Consider the following 19,644-nt stretch of genomic DNA (forward strand, 5'->3'; position numbering starts at 1 on the left):
AATAAGGAACGTGAAACCAACCCACGTGGCGGACGCCACGCGCAAACACAGGCAGATCTTCTGCACAAGCGACTACAATGGCCAAGAGAATTACTGCACCGGATATCAGGGCGAGCAAGGGACAGCGCAAGATCACCATGCTGACGGCCTATGACTATCCTTTTGCGAAAATAGTGGACGAGGCGGGAATCGACATGATCCTGGTGGGCGATTCCCTGGGTATGGCCGTGCTGGGCTACGACGACACCATTCCCGTCACCATGGACGAGATGGTGCACCACTGCAGCGCCGTCACCCGCGGGGCGTCGCACGCCCTGGTGGTGGGCGACATGCCGTTTCTGAGCTACGAGGCCGGGCCGGAGCAGGCACTGGCCAGCGCGGGCAGGCTCTTCAAGGAAGGCGGCGTGCGCGCCGTGAAGCTGGAGGGCGGCCGCGAGGTGGCGCCGCAGACCAAGGCGCTGGTCCAGGCCGGCATACCGGTGGTGGGCCACGTGGGGCTCACGCCGCAGCGCGTGGCCGGCATCGGCGGGTTCAAGGTGCAGGGCAAGACGGCCGACGCCGCGCGGATCATATTGGAGGACGCCAAGGCCCTGCAGGAGGCCGGCTGCTTCGCCATCATTCTGGAGGCCGTGCCGGCGGCCATGGGCCGCTACATCACCGAGGCCCTGGAGATTCCCACCATCGGCATCGGCGGCGGCGCACACTGCGACGGCCAGGTGCTGGTGATCCACGACGTGCTTGGCCTGTTCGAGCGGTTTACGCCAAAGTTCGTCAAGAAGTACGCGAATATGGCTGCGGATGTGCGCGAGGCTGTCACGCAGTACAAGAACGAGGTGGAGTCGGGCGTTTTTCCCGACGCCGAGCACTCTTTTTCCATGGATCCCGACGAGGAGAAAAAGCTCTCCTGATTTGGGACAGCGTATTTTCGCGGAACACAGATGGGCGAAGCGACGCAGCATACCACCGGCAAAGCGGACGCCGCGGAGCCGACCGCCGACGTCCTGGCGTCGTATCGCGACAAGCCGTTCCACATCTACGTGATAGACCGGGTGCTGCGCGACCAGCTCAAGGTCATCCTGGAAGCGCTCAAGTTCTCCAACGTCACCGTCCACAAGACGCCGCTCGCCTACTTTGAAAACGCCCGCGCCCTGGGCCAGCTTCTGCTCACGCGGGAGGGCGTCTTCCTGATCAACCCGCCCTCCCACGCCGTCTCGCCCGGCAGCAAGACGCGCATCCCCAAGGAGCTGCCGGAGTACTTCGAGACCGTGAAGCTCGTGGTGGGCAACACCCGCCGCGACGTGATGCAGACCCTCGCCAAGTGCGTGCCCGTGTTCACGGACATCCACTTCTCCCAGAAGCGCGAGAACACGCTTATCACCCTGGCGCAGTATGGCGTGTCCGGCGCGTTCATCCTCCAGAAGCTCGAATCGCTCTCCGGCCTGGCGCCCAAGATGCGCGAGATCCGCGCCAAGGAGCAGCTCATGGAGCGCTACCGCGAGGTGCGCGACTACCTGGCGGAGTACCTGCCGCACAAGGAGGGCCGGCTGGAGGAGCTCAAGGAGCGGCAGGAGGAGCGCGAGCTTTCCGAGCGCAAGGCCGAGGCCGACAAGTGGATGCGCGCCGGCCACGAGGCCAGAGCCGGCGGCGACTGGGAACGCGCTGTGCAGTGCTTCTCCAAAGCCATCGAAATCTACCCCAGGGACCCGGCGGCGTATATGGAGAGCGGCAGGACGTATGTGCGGCTGAAGCGCTACCCCAAGGCGCTGATGCGTTTCGCCCAGGCAGAGGAGGTGGCCGAGGGTAGCCCGGAGCCGAACAAGGAGATCGGCATGGTCCGGGTGCTGCAGGCCCAGGAGCGGCTGCGGTCCGGGGATTCGCCCAACGAGCCTGAGGTGATGCAGCTTCTGAACGACGCCATGACCAACTTCCAGCGCGCTTTGGACAAGGCGGCGGCCATCAAGCCCCTGGACGAGGAGGACAGCCGGCAGCGGGATGTGGAGGCCGTGACGCGCATTGCCGGCGAGCTGATGAAGGTCGACCTCAAGAGCACGTTGGGCAAGGGCCATCCGACGGTAAAGCAGCTTGGCGCCATGGCCAGAGAGGCGTTCAACAGGGTGGCCAACACGGAGATGGACGAGCTGCCTGCCGGACAGCTCATTTTCCTGGGGCTGGCGGCCATCGACGAGCGCAACTTCACCGAGGCCGAGCGGTTGCTGTTCAAGGCCGCGCGGGACGAGGGCCACTTTGCCGAGGCGTGCAACGAGATCATCTACATGGGCACGCTGGTGCGCAAGCTGGAGGGGCCGCTCAGAGCCATCGACATCTACAACCGGCTGCTGGAACTGGACCCGCCCAACAAGGCCGCGGTGAACTTCAACCTGGCCGTGGCCTACGCCGTGGAGCACAAGGATCTGGAAAGCGCCGGCGCCATTGTGCGCGGGCTGATGCTGGAGCCGAGCCTGGCGCAGAACGAGATGTTCTACAAGAACCACCAGCTCTACCAGGTGCTGGAGACAGTGGTGGACATCTTCGACACCGTGGCCGCCATGCAGAAACGGACCACCGTGCCGGAGCTGGCCAGGCGGACGGTCCACTTCCAGGAGCGGCTGGAGCGGCACATCGCGGCCGGGCAGAACAAGGACGCCCTGGTCCTGGCCTATAACCTGGCGCGCAAGATACCGGAGTTCTTCGACAACGAAGCCATACTCGCCGACAAGACCATTGCCGAGTTCCTGCAGTCGCGCGTGACCATGTGCCGGAGCGCAGGCAAGGAGAGCCTGACCTGGCTCGCCGGCTTCCTGGAGGAGTTTCTGGAGCGGCGCAAGAGCGCCGGCTACTCCAAGCGGCTTATCGCCTTCTCACGCTTCAAGATGGAGGCGCTCAAGGTGCTGGAGCGGGGCGGCGAGTCCAACGAGGCGGCGTTCTTTTTCACCAAGGCCGTGATGGCCCACCCGGAGTACACACAGGCCGTGGAGCTTTACGCGAGCGAGGAGTCCATGCGCCTCGCCCGCGAAGTTCACGATGCGCTGCGGTATGTGGATGTGGGCAAGGTCCGCGGGTAGCGTATTTTTGTCTTGAAACAAGACTTTCATCTGAAACATGCTGCTTTTGTTTCAGAGAAATGCATAAGAGCATCAACACCTTTTCAAGGTTAGCTCTATACCCCGCCCATCCAACAAATCAGGCTGTCCCTAGCGATCGTCCAGGGGCAGATAATCGCGCAGCCGTTCGCCCATGTAGAGCTGCCGCGGGCGGTGGATGCGCATGGGCTGGCAGTACTCCTCGTACCAGTGGGCGATCCAGCCGGGCATGCGGCCGATGGCGAACATGACCGGGAACATGTTCACCGGAATGCCCAGGGCGCGCAGGATGATGCCGGAGTAGAAGTCCACGTTGGGATAGAGCTGGCGTTCCTTGAAGAACTCGTCTTCCAGGGCGGCCTGCTCCAGCTCCTGGGCGATGGCCAGCAGCTCGTCGTCGGTCTGACCCATGTTCAGCAACAGCTCGTGGGCCGCGCCTTTAAGGATGCGCGCGCGGGGATCGAAGTTCTTGTAGATGCGGTGGCCGAAGCCCATGAGCCGGAACTCCTTCCGCTTCACCTTCTCCAGATAATCCGACACCTTGATGTTGTTGTCGTGGATATCCTGCAGCATCTGGATGACCGCGGCGTTGGCGCCGCCGTGCAGCTTGCCCCACAGGGCACAGATGCCGGCCGAGACCGAGGCGAAGAGGTTGGCCTGGGTGGAGCCCACCATGCGCACCGTGGATGTGGAGCAGTTCTGCTCGTGGTCGGCGTGCACGATAAGGAAGAGTGACAGCGCGCGCACCGCGCCCAGCGGCGGCTCGTAGATCTTGTACGGCACCGAGAACATCATGTGCAGGAAGTTGGCGCAGTAGCTCTTGTTCGGGTTGGGGTACATGAAGGGCCGGCCGATGGACTTGCGGAAGGCAAAGGCCGCGATGGTGCGCACCTTGCTCATGATCTTGGCGCAGGCCCTGCGGAACTGGTACTCGTCCTTGAACTCGTAGAGATCCGGGTGGTAGCTGCCCAGGGAGTTGATGACCGCGGAAAGGATGGCCATGGGCTCGCCGTTGGGCGGGAAGCCGTCGAAGTGGTGCAGCAGGTCCTCGTGCAGCAGCTCCTGCTCGCGCAGCATGCCGCGGAAGTTGTCGAGCTCGTCCATGGAAGGCAGCTCGCCGAAGATCAGCAGCATGGCCTGTTCCACAAAAGAGCTCTTTTCCGCGAGCTGTTCGATGGGATAGCCGCGGTGGCGGAGGATGCCCTTCTCGCCGTCCACATAAGTAATGCTGCTTTTGCACGATCCGGTGTTGGCGTACCCGGGGTCGAAGGTGATGACGCCGGTTTCGCTTCGCAGATTCTTGATGTCGATGGCGAGCTCGCCTTCGGAGCTTTCCAGCACGGGGAGGGTGTAGGTCTTGCCGCGGACCGAGAGCGTCGCGGTCTCCTGCGTGGTGTCAGGCCGTTTTTCGGCCATGGACAGTTCGATTGTCTTGGTCATTACGTCTCTCCGTCTCGTATTCGGCGCGAGTGGCGAAGATCGCCTGGCCGGGGAAGATGGTGGGCGAACCGTAGAGAATTCGGCGCGCCGGTGGTCAGATCGTCTGGGAGTTCAGATCGTCTGGAGGTCGAGAAGAGATGTGTATACTTCGATGAGACGACTTTTGTCCAGTCAAGCTGCTTTTTGTTACATTTATGGGTACTTGTGAGTTGATTTTTGGCAAATCCCGGCAGAATCGGGCCGGGGTATGCCGTCTTTGAGCCGGTTGCCGGTCGCTTCGGAGGGCGAAGATTGTTCGGCGGTCATGCCGCAAACGCCACGGCCGGGCTCAGCGTGAGGCTGCGCTGTCCCCATGCGCTGCGGCCGCTGGACCCTTGTCCCTGGTGACCACGCGGACAGGCGAGATGGTGTGGGGCTGCTGGTCCGGAGCCGGCCCCTGGCGGCTGGTGTCGAAGTCCACCAGCACCATGCCGCAGAAGGTGTCGCTGTCCTCGCGGTACACCTCCACGCGATAGACCGAGCCGTCGGTATCCACGGAGTAGTGCTCCATGATGTCGGCGCGGCGGATGGGGATGCCGCACTCGTTGTCCACGCCGGCCTGGGTGAAGCCGATGACGTTGACGCGGTAGCCCTTTCTGGGGGCCACGCTGAAGGAGTCGGCCACCTGCACCCGTCTGCCCATGGGCACGTCCATGGAGCGGCCGTCCACGTTCAGCGTCACCACCTGGGGCGATGTCTCGTAGTCGAAGTACTGCGGGTGCATGTTGGTGATGAGCCGGTTGCCGTAGTAGACGTCGTAGTTGCTGCCTTGCCCGACCACGGTGACCAGCGGGTTGGTGGAGGCGAAGGCGAGCTGGGCGTTCTTCTTCAGCGGCACGTAGCGCAGGGTGCTGCGCACGTCGCGCAGGTCCAGGAAGATGCGGTTGTCATAGAGCGCCACGGCCGCGTCCGTGTCGATGGTCTTGCGCACATCGGCCACGTTGAGCTCGAAGTCCCGCGTGTACTCGATGCCCATGAGGTCCATGAACGCTTCAAGGGCTTGGAGATGGTAGTAGGTGCGCAGGCTGGTGGGGAAGTCCTTGGACGCCTCGATGCCAAAGGCCGCCTTGCCCTGGTTGATGGCGAAGTAGGTCAGGGTCTTCTCCATCTCGTGGTCGCCCAGGCGCGTCTCGGTGTTCTTCACATGATAGGCGTGCTCCGGATCGCGCAGCGCCTTGTTCACGCGTTCCACAACCTGGCTGGCCATGCCCATCAGCTGGCCGTAGGGGGCGTCGATGCTCTCCTGGTCGATGATCACGCTCTGGCCCCAGCGGTGCGGGGAGTGCATGGCGTCGGTGTACTCGGGCCGGTAAAAACCGCTGCCGTCGTGCAGGTTGAGCACCAGGTTCACGGAGTCCGTATCGATGATGGACTTGATCTTCTTGATGACGGAGTACTCGGGGTCGCTGCTTCTCAGCAGGGCGAACTTGCGGTTCAGGTCGCCGTACACGCCGCGGTTGCGGCGGATGATGGAGATGAAGTTCAGGTTGGGCACGATCCAGACGTTGCCGCGCAGGATCGTGTAATGCGTCACGAGCAGGGAGGCGGCGTTGAAGCCGCCTGGCTCGTCGCCCTGGATGCCGCCGATCACGAGCAGGGTGGGGCCGTCCTCGGCTCCCTGGTGCTGGTGCAGCGAGAAATCCAGGTTGTTCATGACCTGGTCTGCGCGGACCGCGGACGCAGAAATCATGACCACGGCAATGCAGACGGAAAACAGAACGGCTGTGAGCGGAAAACGGATGGAGCGCATCGTCAGGACGGCCTCATTTGCGGCGCAGGGCCGCGATGGGTGAAAGGAACGAAATCACGTCGCGGCGCATCCGGCGGCACGGCGCGCCGGGTAACGCGTGTCCCATGCAATACGCGTTGATTCCTATCAAAGAACGTCTGTCATTGAAAGGGCCGGCGCCGGGTTGATGCAACACCTTTGTTCGATTCCGCATTGATTTTACTCCGACTTTTGCTACACAGTAAGATGTCCGTGCGCATGCTGCAACGGCGCATTCCGTCTGCGGCTGTGCGGGCGGACGAAAAACCTCGGAGCGGCATACATCTATATGCGTTACTGCTAATGAATTCGTCCAGCAAATATCCTTTTGGCACGGAGCTTTTCTGCCAGGCCATGTTCGAGACCTCCGAGGAGGCCGTCTTCGTCCTGGACGAGAACGCCGTGGTGCTCGCAGCCAACGACGTGGCCGCCAATACCTTCGGCCTGGGCGACAAGGGCTCCCTGGTGGGGCGGCCGGTGCTCTCCCTGTTGGAGTCCGAGATGCTCGCCAGCTACGGCAGTGCGCTGCGCAAGGTCCTGGACCATGGCGGGCAAGTCCGTTTCGAGGGCGACATCCTGGGCCGGACCCAGCGTGTCTCCATGGCGCTGGTGGACGGGGAGACGGAGCGCCACGTGCTGGTGTTTTCGCGCGATGTGACGGACGCCCGGCGGGTGGACGAAAGCCTGCGGCGGGAGCAGCAGCGCCAGATATTTTACATGGAATCCCTGCCGGGGTTCGTGGCCATCGTAGACCGCGGCTACGCCATCCGCTACGCCAACCGCGCCTTCCGGCAGCTCTTCGGCCGGCCGGGCAGAAGCGCCCTGCGCAGACTCATAGCCGCCTGCGAGGATGGGGGCAACCGCTGCCAGATGACGGAGGTTCTGGATTTCGAGCGCTCCGGACAGTGGGAATGGCCCATGCCGGACGGGCGGACCTACCAGGTGGTGGCGCACCCCATGACTGATGTGGACGGCAGCCTGGTGGCCATGCTCCTGGGGTTCGACATCACGGAGCACCGCACGGCCGAGCGAGCGCTGCTCCAAGCCCAGGAGCTTCAGCGCGCCATCCTGGACAACGTGCCCGCACTTGTTTGGCTCAAGGACAAGGACGCCAGGTTCCGGCAGACGAACAGCGCCTTCGAGGCGGCAAGCGGGCGCTCCTCCCAGGAGCTGGCCGGCCTTACCGAGGTGGAGATATGGGGCGAGGAGCAGGGCGCCTTTTACCTGCAACAGGACCTCGACACCATCCGGACCGGAGAGAAGCGCGTCTTTGACGTGGAGTTCACCGACTCGGAGGGCCGGAAGCATTGGGTGGAGTCCAGCCGTGTGCCCCTGTTCGGCGAGGAGGGCGATGTCATCGGCCTGGCCGGCATCGCCTACGACGTCACCCACCGCAAGGAGGCGCAGAACAAGCTCCAGTACTCCCATGACGAGCTGGAACGCCGCGTGGCCACGCGCACGCAGGAGCTGGAGGAGGCCAACGAGGCCCTGCGCAAAGAAGGCCGGGAGCACCGCCTGACCGCGGAGAAGCTGCAGCGCGCCAAGAAGCGCACCGAGAGCCTGAACCGCGCCAAGTCCAACTTTCTGGCCAATGTGAGCCACGAGATACGCACACCGCTGAACGCCATACTGGGCGCGGCCGAGCTGGCCAAACTGGCGGACAGCGCCGATGAGACGCAGCGCTATCTCGAAATAATCCGCCTCTCCGGCAAGGCGCTCTCCAACCTGGTCAACGATATTCTCGATTTCTCCAAGATGGAGTCCCACAGGCTCCGGCTGGAGCACGTGCCCTTTGATCTGCACGCCCTGCTGGCCAGCGTGCGCAATGCCATGGGCGTGGTCGCCGAGGATGGCGACCTGGAGGTGGCCCTGGATATCAACCCCCAGCTGCCGAGCTGGGTCAAGGGCGATCCGGTCAGGCTGCGCCAGATACTGGACAACCTGGTGGGCAACGCCATCAAGTTCACGCCCAGGGGCGTCGTGCTCATCAAGGCAGGCCCTGCGCCCGGCGACAACAGCGCCGAGGGTTCCCAGCGCATCCTCGTCTCTGTCAGCGACACGGGCATCGGCATCCCCCAGGACAAGCAGTCCATCATCTTCAAGGACTTCGAGCAGGCCGACGCCTCCATCTCCAGGGAGTACGGCGGCACAGGTCTGGGGCTGGCCATCTCGCGCAAGCTGGTGGAGGTGATGGGCGGCACCATCGCCGTGTCCAGCGAGGTGGACAAGGGCTCCACCTTCTCCTTCACAGTGCCGGTGGGACTGCTGAACCCCGAGGAGAAGGAGCTGTTCCTCCCCGAGGTCGAGACCGGCGGCAGGCCGGGCAGCGAGGTGCTGCAGGGAGACATCCTGGTGGTGGACGACAACGCCATGAACCAGGAGCTTATGCGCATGGCCCTGGGCAACCGGGGGTATACGATACACAGCGTGTACAGCGGCGAGGAGGCGTTGCGGTTCCTGTCGGAAAATGTCGTGGACCTGGTGCTCATGGACATCCAGATGCCCGAGATGGATGGCCTGACCGCGGTGCGCAAGGTGCGTCGGGAGCCGTTGGCCGTGCCGTCGAATGTGCCCGTCATCGCCATGACAGCCCACGCCCTGCCCGGAGACAGGGAGCGGATGATAGCCGCCGGCTGCGACGACTACCTGGCCAAGCCCGTGGACATGCAGGAGCTCTTCGCGCTCATCGGGCAATACATGGCCGCCAGTCGTGGGGCGTCGGGGAAAGCTGGCGCGTCCCAGCCCGAAGAATCCGCCACCACGGAGCCGCCTTCCGATGCCAGGCAACACGGCGGCGACCCACGGATGCCGGAAGATGTGCGTCAGGCGTTGTCTCTTCTGGGCAACAGGCCGGATCTGTTGCGCCGGCTCGAAAGGGTTTATGCGCTGCAAGGGCCCAAGGACGTGGCCGCCATGCGGGCGGCGCTGGCGACCGGAGCGCGCGGCGAGCTCAAGCGACTCGTGCACCTGTTCAAGAGCACGGCGGCGACCATAGGCGACAAGGCCACAAGCGAGCTGGCCAGAATCACCGAGCCATTGGTGGAAGAGGCGGGCAGCGCCGAACTCGCCACGATGATAGAGCGTATCGCGGAGTCGTCGGCCAGAATGGGGGAGTGGCTGGAACGTACTGGCGACGGTGTTGACGCAGAAAGATCATGAAAAATGTCGAGCCCCCTCGACAAAACGGGATGGTTGAGGAATAAAACGCAATGACTGTAATATCCGCCATGCGAATTGCAGGAAAAAGAAAGTATGACCAAGCTGGTGATATTGTGAAACAAACAGTTCTTGTTGTAGACGATGCCGTACTTATCAGGGAGTTGTTGCGGGACGTGCTCGAAGAGGAAGGGTACAATGTGATCGAGGCGTCCGACGGCGAGGAGGCCCTGCGGGTGGCGGATCGGCAGACCCCGGACCTCTGCATCGTCGACATCTTTCTGCCCAAGCGCGGCGGCCTGTCCGTGATGAGCGAGCTTGCCAGCCGGATCGGGGCCGGACGCATCATCGCCATCACCGGCGGTGAGAACTTCGATGCCCAGACCGTGCTGGAGCTGGCCCAGCCCCTTGATGTGGCTGACGCTTTGGCCAAGCCCATCGACACGAACAAGCTCATCGCCACCGTGCGGCGTATCCTGCCCAACTCGCGCAACGGCTCCGGCTCCAACGGCGACAGCGCGGCGAATTCGTAGCTCCCGCCGCCCGCACAGACGCGCTCCCCCGGCGAGGCCGTTCTGGCCAAGCCGCCGTCCCGTCATCGCTCCTTCCGCCCTTTGTGTTGACTCACGCCGGGCCGTGAGGCCCGGAGTCGATCGATAAACAGTCGCGCGCAGTCTGCGCCGCCCCCTTTTGTATGAGATGCTTGACCAATTTATGGTGATTTTTGCATTATCCGCCTGAACTTGAAGGCGCTGTGCTTGGGCTTTTGGGAAAAGAGGGGGCATGAAGAAGATTGCGGCCGCGCAATTGAAGGTCGGCATGTTCGTCGTCAATGCCGGTCTGTCCTGGATGGACTACCCGTACCTCTATCAGGAGGAGGGTGAGCTCACGTCCAGCGAACAGATCGATGCGATCCTTGAGGGCGGCTACGCAGAGGTCTTCGTCGATCCCGGTCGGGGCAGCTACCTCGGCCTGAAGGACGAGGGGCCCCTTGAGGATTCGCTGCTGGGGCATGCGGACTCCCTGTCCGGAACCCAGCTCAAGAAGATCAACCTCGTGGAGGAGATGGGCCGTGCGCGTAAGATCTACGCAGACTCTCTGCAGTTTGCGCGGGAGTTTCTGCAAGGCGCGCGCATGGGCTACCTCGTGGACTACACCCAGTCCGAGAGGCTGGTGGAGTCCGTTATCGACAGCGTGGTGCGCAACGAAGACGCCATGGTCAGCCTGACCAAGCTGCGCTCCTTTGACGAGTACTCCTACACCCACTCCATAAACGTCGCGGTGCTGGCCGTGGCCTTTGGCAAGAACCTGGGCCTGCCGCGCGATCGCCTGCGCGCTCTGGGCTCGGCCGGCATATTCCACGACCTGGGCAAGTCCAGAATTCCCGAGGCCATCCTCAACAAGCCGGGCAAGCTGACCGCCGAGGAGTTCGAGGTCATGAAGTCGCACCCCAGGTTCGGCTTCGAGCTTTTGGTGCAGCAGGGCAGCGCGTCTGATCAGGTCCTGCTCGGCGTGCTCCAGCACCATGAGAAGTTCAACGGCAAGGGCTACCCGGGCGGTGTGTCCGGCAACGCCATTTCGCTGCTGGCGCGGATCATTGCAGTGGCCGACGTATACGACGCCCTGACCAGCGAGCGCGTCTACAAGAAGGGCATGATGCCGTACAAGGCACTGTCGCTCATGTACACCATGCGCGGCGAGGACTTCCACATCGGCTACGTGGAGCGGTTCATCAAGTCCATGGGCATCTACCCGGTGGGCAGCTTCGTGCGGCTCTCCACGCGGGAGTACGCCGTGGTCACCGGCTCCAACATGGCGGCGCCGCTCTTCCCGCAGGTGACGGTGGTGCTTACGCCGGGCCAGCGCGGCTGCCCACCCCGCGAGCTCGATCTCGACGCCGCCCGCAATGGAGGCGAGACCATCGAGATCATCGAGTGCCTGAACCCCAGGGATTTCAAGATAGACCCGGCCGCGTACCTGATGTGAGGGAAAGTGGAATCCCCTGGGCTCCAGGTGGAATCGCACCGTGCGGGAGGGCCGGATCTTCTCGACAACACACCTTCATTGCGCCAGGCCGTCGAAAACAGCGTTCACCACAGCTTCAATATATTCGTCAGTGAGGGATGCGTCCTTATAGGGAACCAGAAGCACGTGGCAGTTCGGCCCATAGAGGGCGTCGTGCACCACGTCTGCGTTGATGTCGGATCGCCGTCGGATCGAGCTCAGGCCGGCGGGCGGCAAGGCCTTACCTAATCGTACGGGCGCAATATCCGCAGGGAGCGGCCCGCCCGGCGATCCGTTGGCGCGTAAGAAAGGCGCTCCCTCTCCGCCAGCAAAAAGATGCGGGCTATGCGAAAATACATAGCCCGCGTCTTTGTTTTTGGATTTTCGATAAACCAGGCGACTGCTTTCGTGCGCCATTGCGTGGTCCTATCCGTCTCGTTTCGGGTGGGGAGTGGAATGGTTGTATGCGCCGATACAACCAAATATGTGCAACAAGTCTGGGGACAGTGGCAGAGAATAGATGATTCAGTATCGTTCAAAATGACATGTGAATGTATATGTGCTAAGTATTTTTCCCGTTCGTAACCGGCAGGTGTCTGCCACAGGGCATATCCGCACACAACGGCCGTACGTGCGAACCCCGTGTCCGTCTGGGTCGGCGTCCGCCGGATAGTTGTTTCACACAAGAGATTGCGCGGAGCGTCTGCATGGCAGGCGGTTTCAAAACCTCTCTGCGATATCGTGTTTCTTGAATGCGTCCTTTTGAGGAGGAACGAGCTATGGGTTGTGCGCCGGTTGTACAGGCATTGCGCCTTGGAACCAATTTTTTTTGTCGCATGGTTATGGCGCTTGTGTTGTTGAACCTCTGCTCTGCTTCGGCACTTGCAGCGACCGTGACTGTGACCAATCCGTTCGATACAGGCGCCGGCTCTTTTCGCCAAGCCCTGGTGGACGCGAGCTCGGGCGATACCATTTCATTCGCCATTGGCTACGATTCCACCATCACCGTGTCGTCCTCCCTCCTGGTCAATAAGAATGTGTCGTTGCTCAACAATTCCGGGTACTCAGTCCAGTTGGTGGATGCGACGAATGGACACGGCATTGAGGTCGTATCAAACACTGTTCTGGATATCGGCGGAGCGTCCCCGCTCACGATTGGCGCGTCGACTACAGGTGGTACATCGGCAATCGGGATATACACCCCGGGGGGCGGGTACACGATCGGCAGCCTGGGCGAGAATACCACGATCAACGCGCGGGCGGCGGCATCGAGCGCGTACGGCATGTCTGTCAGTACCAGCCTCGAAATAGGCACGCTCGCGGGTGCCGTGAACGCCACGAGTACAGACTCCTACGCCTCTGGGCTGCATTCGAGTTTCGGCACCATCAACATCACCACCCTGTCCGGCTCGGTGAGCGCCACGGGCAAAAACAGCGTCTATGGGCTGTATACGGATTCCGGCGACATTATCAACATCGACACGCTGTCCGGGGCAGTCAGCGCCACGAGCACAGGCAACGGCGCCTTTGGGTTCTATTCGTTTCTCGCCAGCATCGATATCGGCACGCTGTCCGGCGCAGTCAGCGCCATGAGTTCCAGCGGGTACGCCTATGGGCTGTATACGAATACCGGCGCCATCAACATCGGCACGCTCACGGGTGCCGTGAACGCCACGAGTACAGACTCCTACGCCTCTGGGCTGTATTCGAGTTTCGGCGCCATCAACATCGACACGCTGTCCGGGGCTGTGAGCGCCACGGGCAGAGACACCACCTATGGGCTGTATTCGAGGCTCGGCAGCATCGACATCGGCACGCTGTCCGGCACTGTCAGCGCCACGAGTACCGACGGGGATGCCCATGGGCTGGAAGCAGGCAGTGATCTGAGTATTGGTACGCTGTCCGGATCAGTCAGCGCCACGAGCTCAGGCAACTACAGCGATGCCTATGGGCTGTATTCGGATTCCGGCGCCATCGACATCGGCACGCTGTCCGGGGCTGTGAGCGCCACGGGCTCAGGCAACTACAGCGATGCCTATGGGCTGTATTCGGATTCCGGCGCCATCGACATCGGCACGCTGTCCGGCACGGTGAGCGCCACGGGTTCAGGCACATACTACAGTAATGCCTATGGGCTGTATTCGAATTCCGGCGACATTGACATCACCACGCTGTCCGGGGCTGTGAGCGCCACGAACTCCGCAGGCAGCGCCCAGGGGCTGTCTTTGAATGGGGGCACCATCAACATAGATACACTGTCCGGCGCAGTGAGCGCCACGGGCACAGACTTCGTCTCCGGGCTGTATCTGAATGCAGGCGCCATCGACATCGGCACGCTGTCCGGGGCTGTGAGCGCCACGAGTACCGAAGACGACGCCTATGGGTTCTATTCGTTTCTCGCCAGTATCGATATCGGCACACTGTCCGGCACGGTGAGCGCTACGAGCACAGGCGGCGACACTTATGGGCTGTATTCGGATTCAGGCTCCATCGACATCGGCACACTCTCCGGCGCGGTCAGCGCCGCGAGTAAAGATTACAGGGCCTTTGGCATCAAATCCGGCGGCGCTCTCAACGGCGGCGATTCAGCCACGGCCGCGAAGATCACAGGCATGGTCTCGGCAGTTGGCGGTAGCTACGCATCGGCCATAGAAGCAGACGGCGCGACGAACCTCTATGTGGCCGGCACACTGTACGCCGAGGACACCTCGGGCGGCGGCAACGCCTGGGCCGTGAAGACCGGCGGGGCGGACGACCTCCTGACCCTGAATTCGGCGCGGATTATCGGTAAGGTGGACATGGCCGCGGGCTCGGACCTCTTGACTTTGCTCGGCTCCGGAACCGCCACGGACCAGTTCATGAACATCGAAGATCTGGTGGTGGGCGACGGCTCCGCTCCCACGCGCTGGGAGTGGGGCACGGGCACGGGAACCACACACTTTGACGCCGTGGACATCCTGTCCAACGCGGCGCTGCAGGTGGGCAAAGGCGCGGTTATCAACAGCCCGGTCTCGGTCCATGCCGGCGGCACCCTGGGTGGCTACGGCACCGTGGCCGGCAACGTAGTGAACTCGGGCACGGTGAGCCCTGGCGGCTCTATCGGCACCCTGACCATCAATGGCGACTACACCCAGACCGCCGGCGGCGCGCTGTTCATGGAGCTGGGCACATACACCCAGGACCAGCTCGTCGTGACCGGCGCGGCGAACCTCGACGGCGCCCTTATTCTTGTGCCCGAAGCTGGTGCGCTGTTCCGCGGCGGCACGAGCTGGACCGTGCTTACCGCGGACGGCGGTATCAACGGCGGGTTCCATTCCACCTCCATACTTTCCAGCTCGCCGACACTGACCTTTCTGAGCACGCAAACCGGCGGCGTCCTCAGCGTGAGCACCTATCGCTCGACGCCGTACACGGCCTTTGCCCTGGGCGGGCGCTCCATGGGCCTGTCCCAGCTCCTGACTTCGGCCACAAACGATGCCACGGGCGAGATGGCCGAGATGCTGGCCGGGCTGGACTTCTCCTCCGGAGCCGAAATCAGCTACGCCATGGAGTCGCTCTCGGCCGAGTCCTACGGCGCCTTCAGCCAGAGCGCCCTGGAAGGCGGCCGGGCCCTGACCGCGGCCCAGCGCGCCGGCCTGCGCAGCGGCGGCGTGGCCCCGGGCCGCACCTACATCGGCGACCTGAACCAGGGCGGCGGCACCAGCGACGCCCCACAAAGCACGGGCCTGGCTGCGGACGAGGCGCCCGGTTCGGCAGGTTCGCCCGAGCTCACCGTGTTCCTGGAGCCTTTCGGCATGCACGCCAACCAGGGCTCCAGCGGCGACCGCGTGGGCTACGACGCCATGACCTGGGGCCTTGCCGCCGGGTTCCTCTACCATCCGACAGAGAGCTGGACGCTGGGTATCGCGCCGGGCTTCTTCTCCCAGAGCCTGCAGGAAGACGGCCCGGGCGACGGCGAGGGCAGCGTGGTGGAGTGGTCCGTGGCAGCTTTGATCGGCTATGCGACAGACGACTTTTATATGGATGCCATGGCCCGGCTCGGCTGGGACAGCTTTCGCTCCAACAAGGACCTCGTCCTGCCGGGCATGCCGCGCTCGGCCGACGCGCGGTGGAATGGCACCAACCTGACTTTCGCCCTCGGCGGCGGGTACGACTTCCACGCCGGCGGCTTCACCTTCGGCCCGGTCGGCTCCCTGGCCTGGAGCAATCTGCACGAGGACAGCTTCGAGGAAAAGGACGCCGGCCTGCTGGGCCAGCATATCCGCGCGCGGAACTCGCAGTCCCTGAACACGGAGCTCGGCGCGCGCATCACCCGGACCTTCGAGAGCGAGTACGGCGATATCACGCCGGAGCTGCGCATGGTCTGGAACGCGGAGTGGCTGGACGGCGGCCGCTCCATTTCCTCGTCCTTCATCGGCTACGCCGGGGGCAGGTACTCGGCGCAGCTGGCCGACCAGCGCTACCGCGCCGGGCTCTTAGATGCCGGGCTCACGTGGGCCGTGACCGACCGGTTCAGCATCGTGGCGCGGACCAGCGTGGAGCTTTTCCGGCCAGACCACGACTCCCTGTCCGGCAGCCTGCGCCTGCAGTACACGTTCTAAGGCAGGGCGGACGTCACAACAGCGCGGACGGCTCAACAAAATCAAAGAGAAAGGGGATGGTCGCGTGTGTGCAACCAAGGGCATGGGGCACACCGTATCGAGGGTTCAGATCCCTCCCACTATCAGCTTGCGATGGCCGTGCGCATGGCTTCGGCCAGCCCTTCCACGTTCACGGGCTTGGCCACGTACCAGGCAATGCCGGAGCGTTCGATCCGCTTGCGGTCACTCTCCAGGGCATAGGCCGTGAGCGCGATGATCTTGGTGTCCCGCACGCGCGGATTCTCCGAGGCCCGGATCTGCCGGGTCGCTTCCAGCCCGTCCATAATCGGCATCTGCACATCCATGAACACGAGGTCGAAGGGCTCCTGCTCAATGGCCGTTACGGCCTGCTGCCCGTCGGACGCTTCGGACACCTGGTGGCCGGTCTGCTCCAGCAGCGTCTTCATGAACTTGCGGTTGATGGCGTTGTCCTCCACGAGCAGCACTTTCTGCGGCGGCAGGACAGCCAGCAGGTCCGGCGGCCGTTTGACCTTGGGGCGCTTATCGACTGTCTCCGCCTGCACCGGCGTGTAGGGAATGACAATGCTGAACACGCTGCCCTTGCCCAGGGTGCTTTCCACAAAGATATCCCCGCCCATGAGCCGGATGAGGCTCTTCGAGATGGCCAGCCCCAGCCCCACGCCTTTCTGCGGTTTGGTCAGGTAGTCGCCGGTCTGGTAGAACTTTTCAAACACCAGGCCGAGCTGGTCCTGCGCTATGCCCGCACCGGTATCGCGGATATCGAACCGCACCAGCCTGCCGCTGTCCGATTCCTGCATGGACACCCAGATGTCTATCCTGCCGGAGTTGGTGTACTTGATGGCGTTGCCGATGAGGTTGTCCAGCACCTGCTGCAGGCGGTTCTTGTCCGCCATCATCTGCTCCGGAATATCGGGATCGATAGAGCTGTGCAGGGCCAGGGATTTGACCTCGGCCGTGGGCTTGTGCAGCAGGGTTATGGACCAGATGAGCTCCGCGATGTCCACCGGGCTCGGCCGCAGGGTTATGCGGTTCGTCTCGATCTGGGTCAGGTCCAGAATATCATCGAGGATTGTCTGCAGCTGTCTGCCGGCTTCCAGGATGAGGGCGGCGTGCCCTTCGATCTCGTCCGGCCTTGTCTGCTCGTTGAGCAGGGCGGCCATGCCCAGGATGCCTGTGAGCGGCGTGCGCAGCTCGTGGCTCATGTTGGCCAGAAAGGCGGTCTTGGCCGCGTTGGCCGCCTGGGCCGCCTCCTTGGCCTGCTCCAGCTCGTGCTCCCGCTGGAGCTGCTCTGTGATGTCCCGCAGCACGAGCACGCAGCCGATGAGCTCGTCCTTGTCATCGTAGATGGGCGAGGCGTTGTTGTTCAGAACGATGCTGGTGCCGTCCGAGCGGCGTACCTCCAGCACCTCGTCGATCACGGTCTCGCCGTTCAGGGCGCGGCGCGAGGGCGTTGCGTCCAGCGCGATCTCCTCGCCGTCCCGCCAGAGCCGGAACTCCAGGGCGCGCGACTCGTTGAGCGGGGTGATCTCCGTGCCGCCCACATGGAAGAAGTTCAGGGCCGTGCGGTTGGCCATGGCTATGGAGCCGTCGGCGTTGTAGACCACCACGCCGTCGTTCATGGCCTTGATGGTGGCCACGAGCTGGGAGGCGTGGCGGCGCATTTCGTTCCGGCTGGCGCGCAGCCGTTTTTCGAGATCGCGCTGTGAGGTGACCACATGGGCCATGGCCATGCCGGCGCGCACCGCGCCGTGCTCGTCCCGGACCGGAACGGCGGTGGCCTCGTAGTAGTTGTTATTTATTTCGAACTCATAGCTGACTCGCTCGCCCTTCAGGACCCGGCGGAAGATGGGCTCGATGAACTCGACCATTTGCGGATCGAAAGCCTCGTGGATGGTCTTGCCTTCTTGTTGTTCCCTGGCCCCGGCTATGGTGTTGAAAATCTCGCCGGCGGCGATGAGAATGCGCAGGTCGTGGTCGAAGAGGGAAACGCCGCCCTTGGGAAAGTTGTCCAGCAGCGTGCGCAGACGCGAGCGGCTCTCCGAGAGCTCGGCCGTACGCTTTTCCACCCGGCGCTCCAGCTCCAGCTCGATGTTCTTCTTTTCCGTGATGTCCACCATCAAGCCCACCACGTGGGTGGCGTGGCCTTCGGCGTCACGGGAGGCGGCTCGGGAAACATAGTGCGTCCAGACGTACGACCCGTCCTTGCGGCGCAGGCGGATTTCGATGTCGCACTTGTCCGTGGTTCCTGCCGTGAACGCTCTGTAGGCGGCGTGCATCCTATCCACATCGGCGGGGTGGGCCTTTTCGACGAACCATTCCGGGAAGGCGTCATAGGGCGGAATCTCATATAGGCGGTAGCCGAGGATCTCGGCCCATCGGGCGCTGTGATAGGTGGTGGCGTCCGGAGGGATTTTGTACTCGTAGACGCCGGCCCCTGTCGCTTCCAGGACCAGGGCCAGGCGTTCGTTGCTGAGGCGCAGACCCTCTTCCAGCGCCTTGCGGGAGGAGATGTCCTTGAACAGCAGCACCACGCCGTCGGCGCCGTTCTCGTCCTGGCGGTGTGGCACCATGCGCAGAAGGAAGTGGCGGCCGTCCTCCAGGCGCAGCTCCTCCTCGCATCGGACGGCATGGTGCAGCACGTTTCGGCACCAACTCTCGATATCGGCGCCGGCCTGCAGGAAGCGCAGGTCTTTGAGCGGACGGTTCAGCCTTGCCTGGTTGATACGGAAGAGGCGTTGCGCGGCTGGGGAGCATGCGCGGAGCACCAGGTCACTGTCCACGAGCAGGGCGGGGCGGTCGTCCGATTCCAGAGCGCGTTGCAGCTTGGCCGCATGCTCGTCGTCATCATTGCGCGAGAGGATATCGTCCGCGGCGCAGCCGTACTGGGGCTTCCCGTGCTCTGCATTTGCCAGGCCTGTCATATGGGCGTTATCCACCATTTTATATCGCAGATACTGCATAAGGTGCTCGGCCAGATCGCCGGGTGGCGAGCAGTGGTCCACATCGCCCGATCCCTGCGACGCAATGGGCAGGGAGCCGAAAAAGGCGGAGCAGGGGGCCTGCACCATGGTCAGGCCGCCGGCGGATTTGACGGCCGCCATGCCTCGTGCGCCGTCATCTTCCGTGCCGGAGAAGACGATGGCTGCGAAGCAGTCGCGCGAGCCACAAGCCAGTGCGAGAAAGAGCGCGTCGATGGGATGATGCTGGCCGCCGGCGGGAGGCTTTTCCAGCCGCAGGACGCCGCTGTCCAGGCGCGGCAGCGCCTCGGGCGGGAGCATGTAGATATGGTCTGGCCGGAGCTCGACGCCGTCCTTGGCCGGGTCCACAGCCATCTGCGTGAGCTTCCGAAGCTCATCCAATATATTGCCGGAGAAACCCGGCTGGGCAGGCATGGCAAGAATGAAGGCGCAACCGGGCGCGCCGGGCAGATGGCCGAGAAACTCCACCAAGGCTTCGATGCCTCCGGCAGAGGCGCCGAGACCCACGATGCAGAAGCGGTATTTGGCCAGGCAGGAAAGCATGCCAGCCACCTCGC

10 protein-coding genes are annotated in these 19,644 nt (G+C 63.3%); 6 read left to right on the forward strand and 4 right to left on the reverse strand.

Annotation, left to right across the window (positions count from 1 at the left end):
• Positions 1-77 precede the first annotated feature (77 nt).
• Positions 78-908 carry a 3-methyl-2-oxobutanoate hydroxymethyltransferase gene (panB, locus tag E8L03_RS18405; protein WP_144307387.1) on the forward strand — a complete coding sequence of 277 codons (831 nt, stop codon included), beginning with the start codon at positions 78-80 and terminating at the stop codon, positions 906-908.
• Positions 909-938: 30 nt separating this feature from the next.
• On the forward strand, positions 939-3,062 hold the full coding sequence (locus E8L03_RS18410; RefSeq protein WP_171268132.1) for a tetratricopeptide repeat protein: 2,124 nt from the start codon (positions 939-941) through the stop codon (positions 3,060-3,062).
• Between the two features lie 129 nt (positions 3,063-3,191).
• Here the strand turns inward: E8L03_RS18410 and E8L03_RS18415 are convergent, their stop codons facing one another.
• Both E8L03_RS18415 and E8L03_RS18420 read right to left on the reverse strand, forming a co-directional pair.
• Positions 3,192-4,520: a citrate synthase gene (locus E8L03_RS18415; RefSeq protein WP_244963573.1), complete on the reverse strand. Its 1,329-nt coding sequence runs from the start codon at positions 4,518-4,520 to the stop codon at positions 3,192-3,194.
• Between the two features lie 328 nt (positions 4,521-4,848).
• On the reverse strand, positions 4,849-6,213 hold the full coding sequence (locus tag E8L03_RS18420) for a M14 family metallopeptidase (RefSeq protein WP_235896751.1): 1,365 nt from the start codon (positions 6,211-6,213) through the stop codon (positions 4,849-4,851).
• A 468-nt stretch (positions 6,214-6,681) separates the two neighbouring features.
• Here E8L03_RS18420 and E8L03_RS18425 point away from each other — a divergent pair, with 468 nt between their 5' ends.
• The 3 genes from E8L03_RS18425 (at position 6,682) to E8L03_RS18435 (ending at position 11,469) form a co-directional block, all read left to right on the forward strand.
• Positions 6,682-9,486 (forward strand): PAS domain-containing hybrid sensor histidine kinase/response regulator, encoded by a 2,805-nt coding sequence (locus E8L03_RS18425; protein WP_171268133.1) that lies wholly within the window; start codon positions 6,682-6,684, stop codon positions 9,484-9,486.
• 113 nt (positions 9,487-9,599) lie between these two features.
• Positions 9,600-10,016 carry a response regulator transcription factor gene (locus E8L03_RS18430; RefSeq protein WP_235896750.1) on the forward strand — a complete coding sequence of 139 codons (417 nt, stop codon included), beginning with the start codon at positions 9,600-9,602 and terminating at the stop codon, positions 10,014-10,016.
• A gap of 250 nt (positions 10,017-10,266) precedes the next feature.
• Positions 10,267-11,469: a cyclic di-GMP phosphodiesterase gene (locus E8L03_RS18435; RefSeq protein ID WP_171268134.1), complete on the forward strand. Its 1,203-nt coding sequence runs from the start codon at positions 10,267-10,269 to the stop codon at positions 11,467-11,469.
• A gap of 75 nt (positions 11,470-11,544) precedes the next feature.
• Here the strand turns inward: E8L03_RS18435 and E8L03_RS18440 are convergent, their stop codons facing one another.
• Positions 11,545-11,904 carry a hypothetical protein gene (locus tag E8L03_RS18440; RefSeq protein WP_171268135.1) on the reverse strand — a complete coding sequence of 120 codons (360 nt, stop codon included), beginning with the start codon at positions 11,902-11,904 and terminating at the stop codon, positions 11,545-11,547.
• Between the two features lie 476 nt (positions 11,905-12,380).
• Between E8L03_RS18440 and E8L03_RS18445 the strand changes: the two genes are divergently transcribed.
• Positions 12,381-16,088 (forward strand): autotransporter domain-containing protein, encoded by a 3,708-nt coding sequence (locus E8L03_RS18445; RefSeq protein ID WP_171268136.1) that lies wholly within the window; start codon positions 12,381-12,383, stop codon positions 16,086-16,088.
• 122 nt (positions 16,089-16,210) lie between these two features.
• Here E8L03_RS18445 and E8L03_RS18450 read toward each other — a convergent pair whose 3' ends face one another.
• Complete coding sequence (locus E8L03_RS18450; RefSeq protein ID WP_171268137.1) at positions 16,211-19,630, reverse strand: chemotaxis protein CheB; 3,420 nt, start codon at positions 19,628-19,630, stop codon at positions 16,211-16,213.
• Positions 19,631-19,644: the final 14 nt, after the last annotated feature.

It is taken from the genome of Oceanidesulfovibrio marinus, assembly GCF_013085545.1.
Classification (GTDB): Bacteria; Desulfobacterota; Desulfovibrionia; order Desulfovibrionales; family Desulfovibrionaceae; genus Oceanidesulfovibrio; species Oceanidesulfovibrio marinus.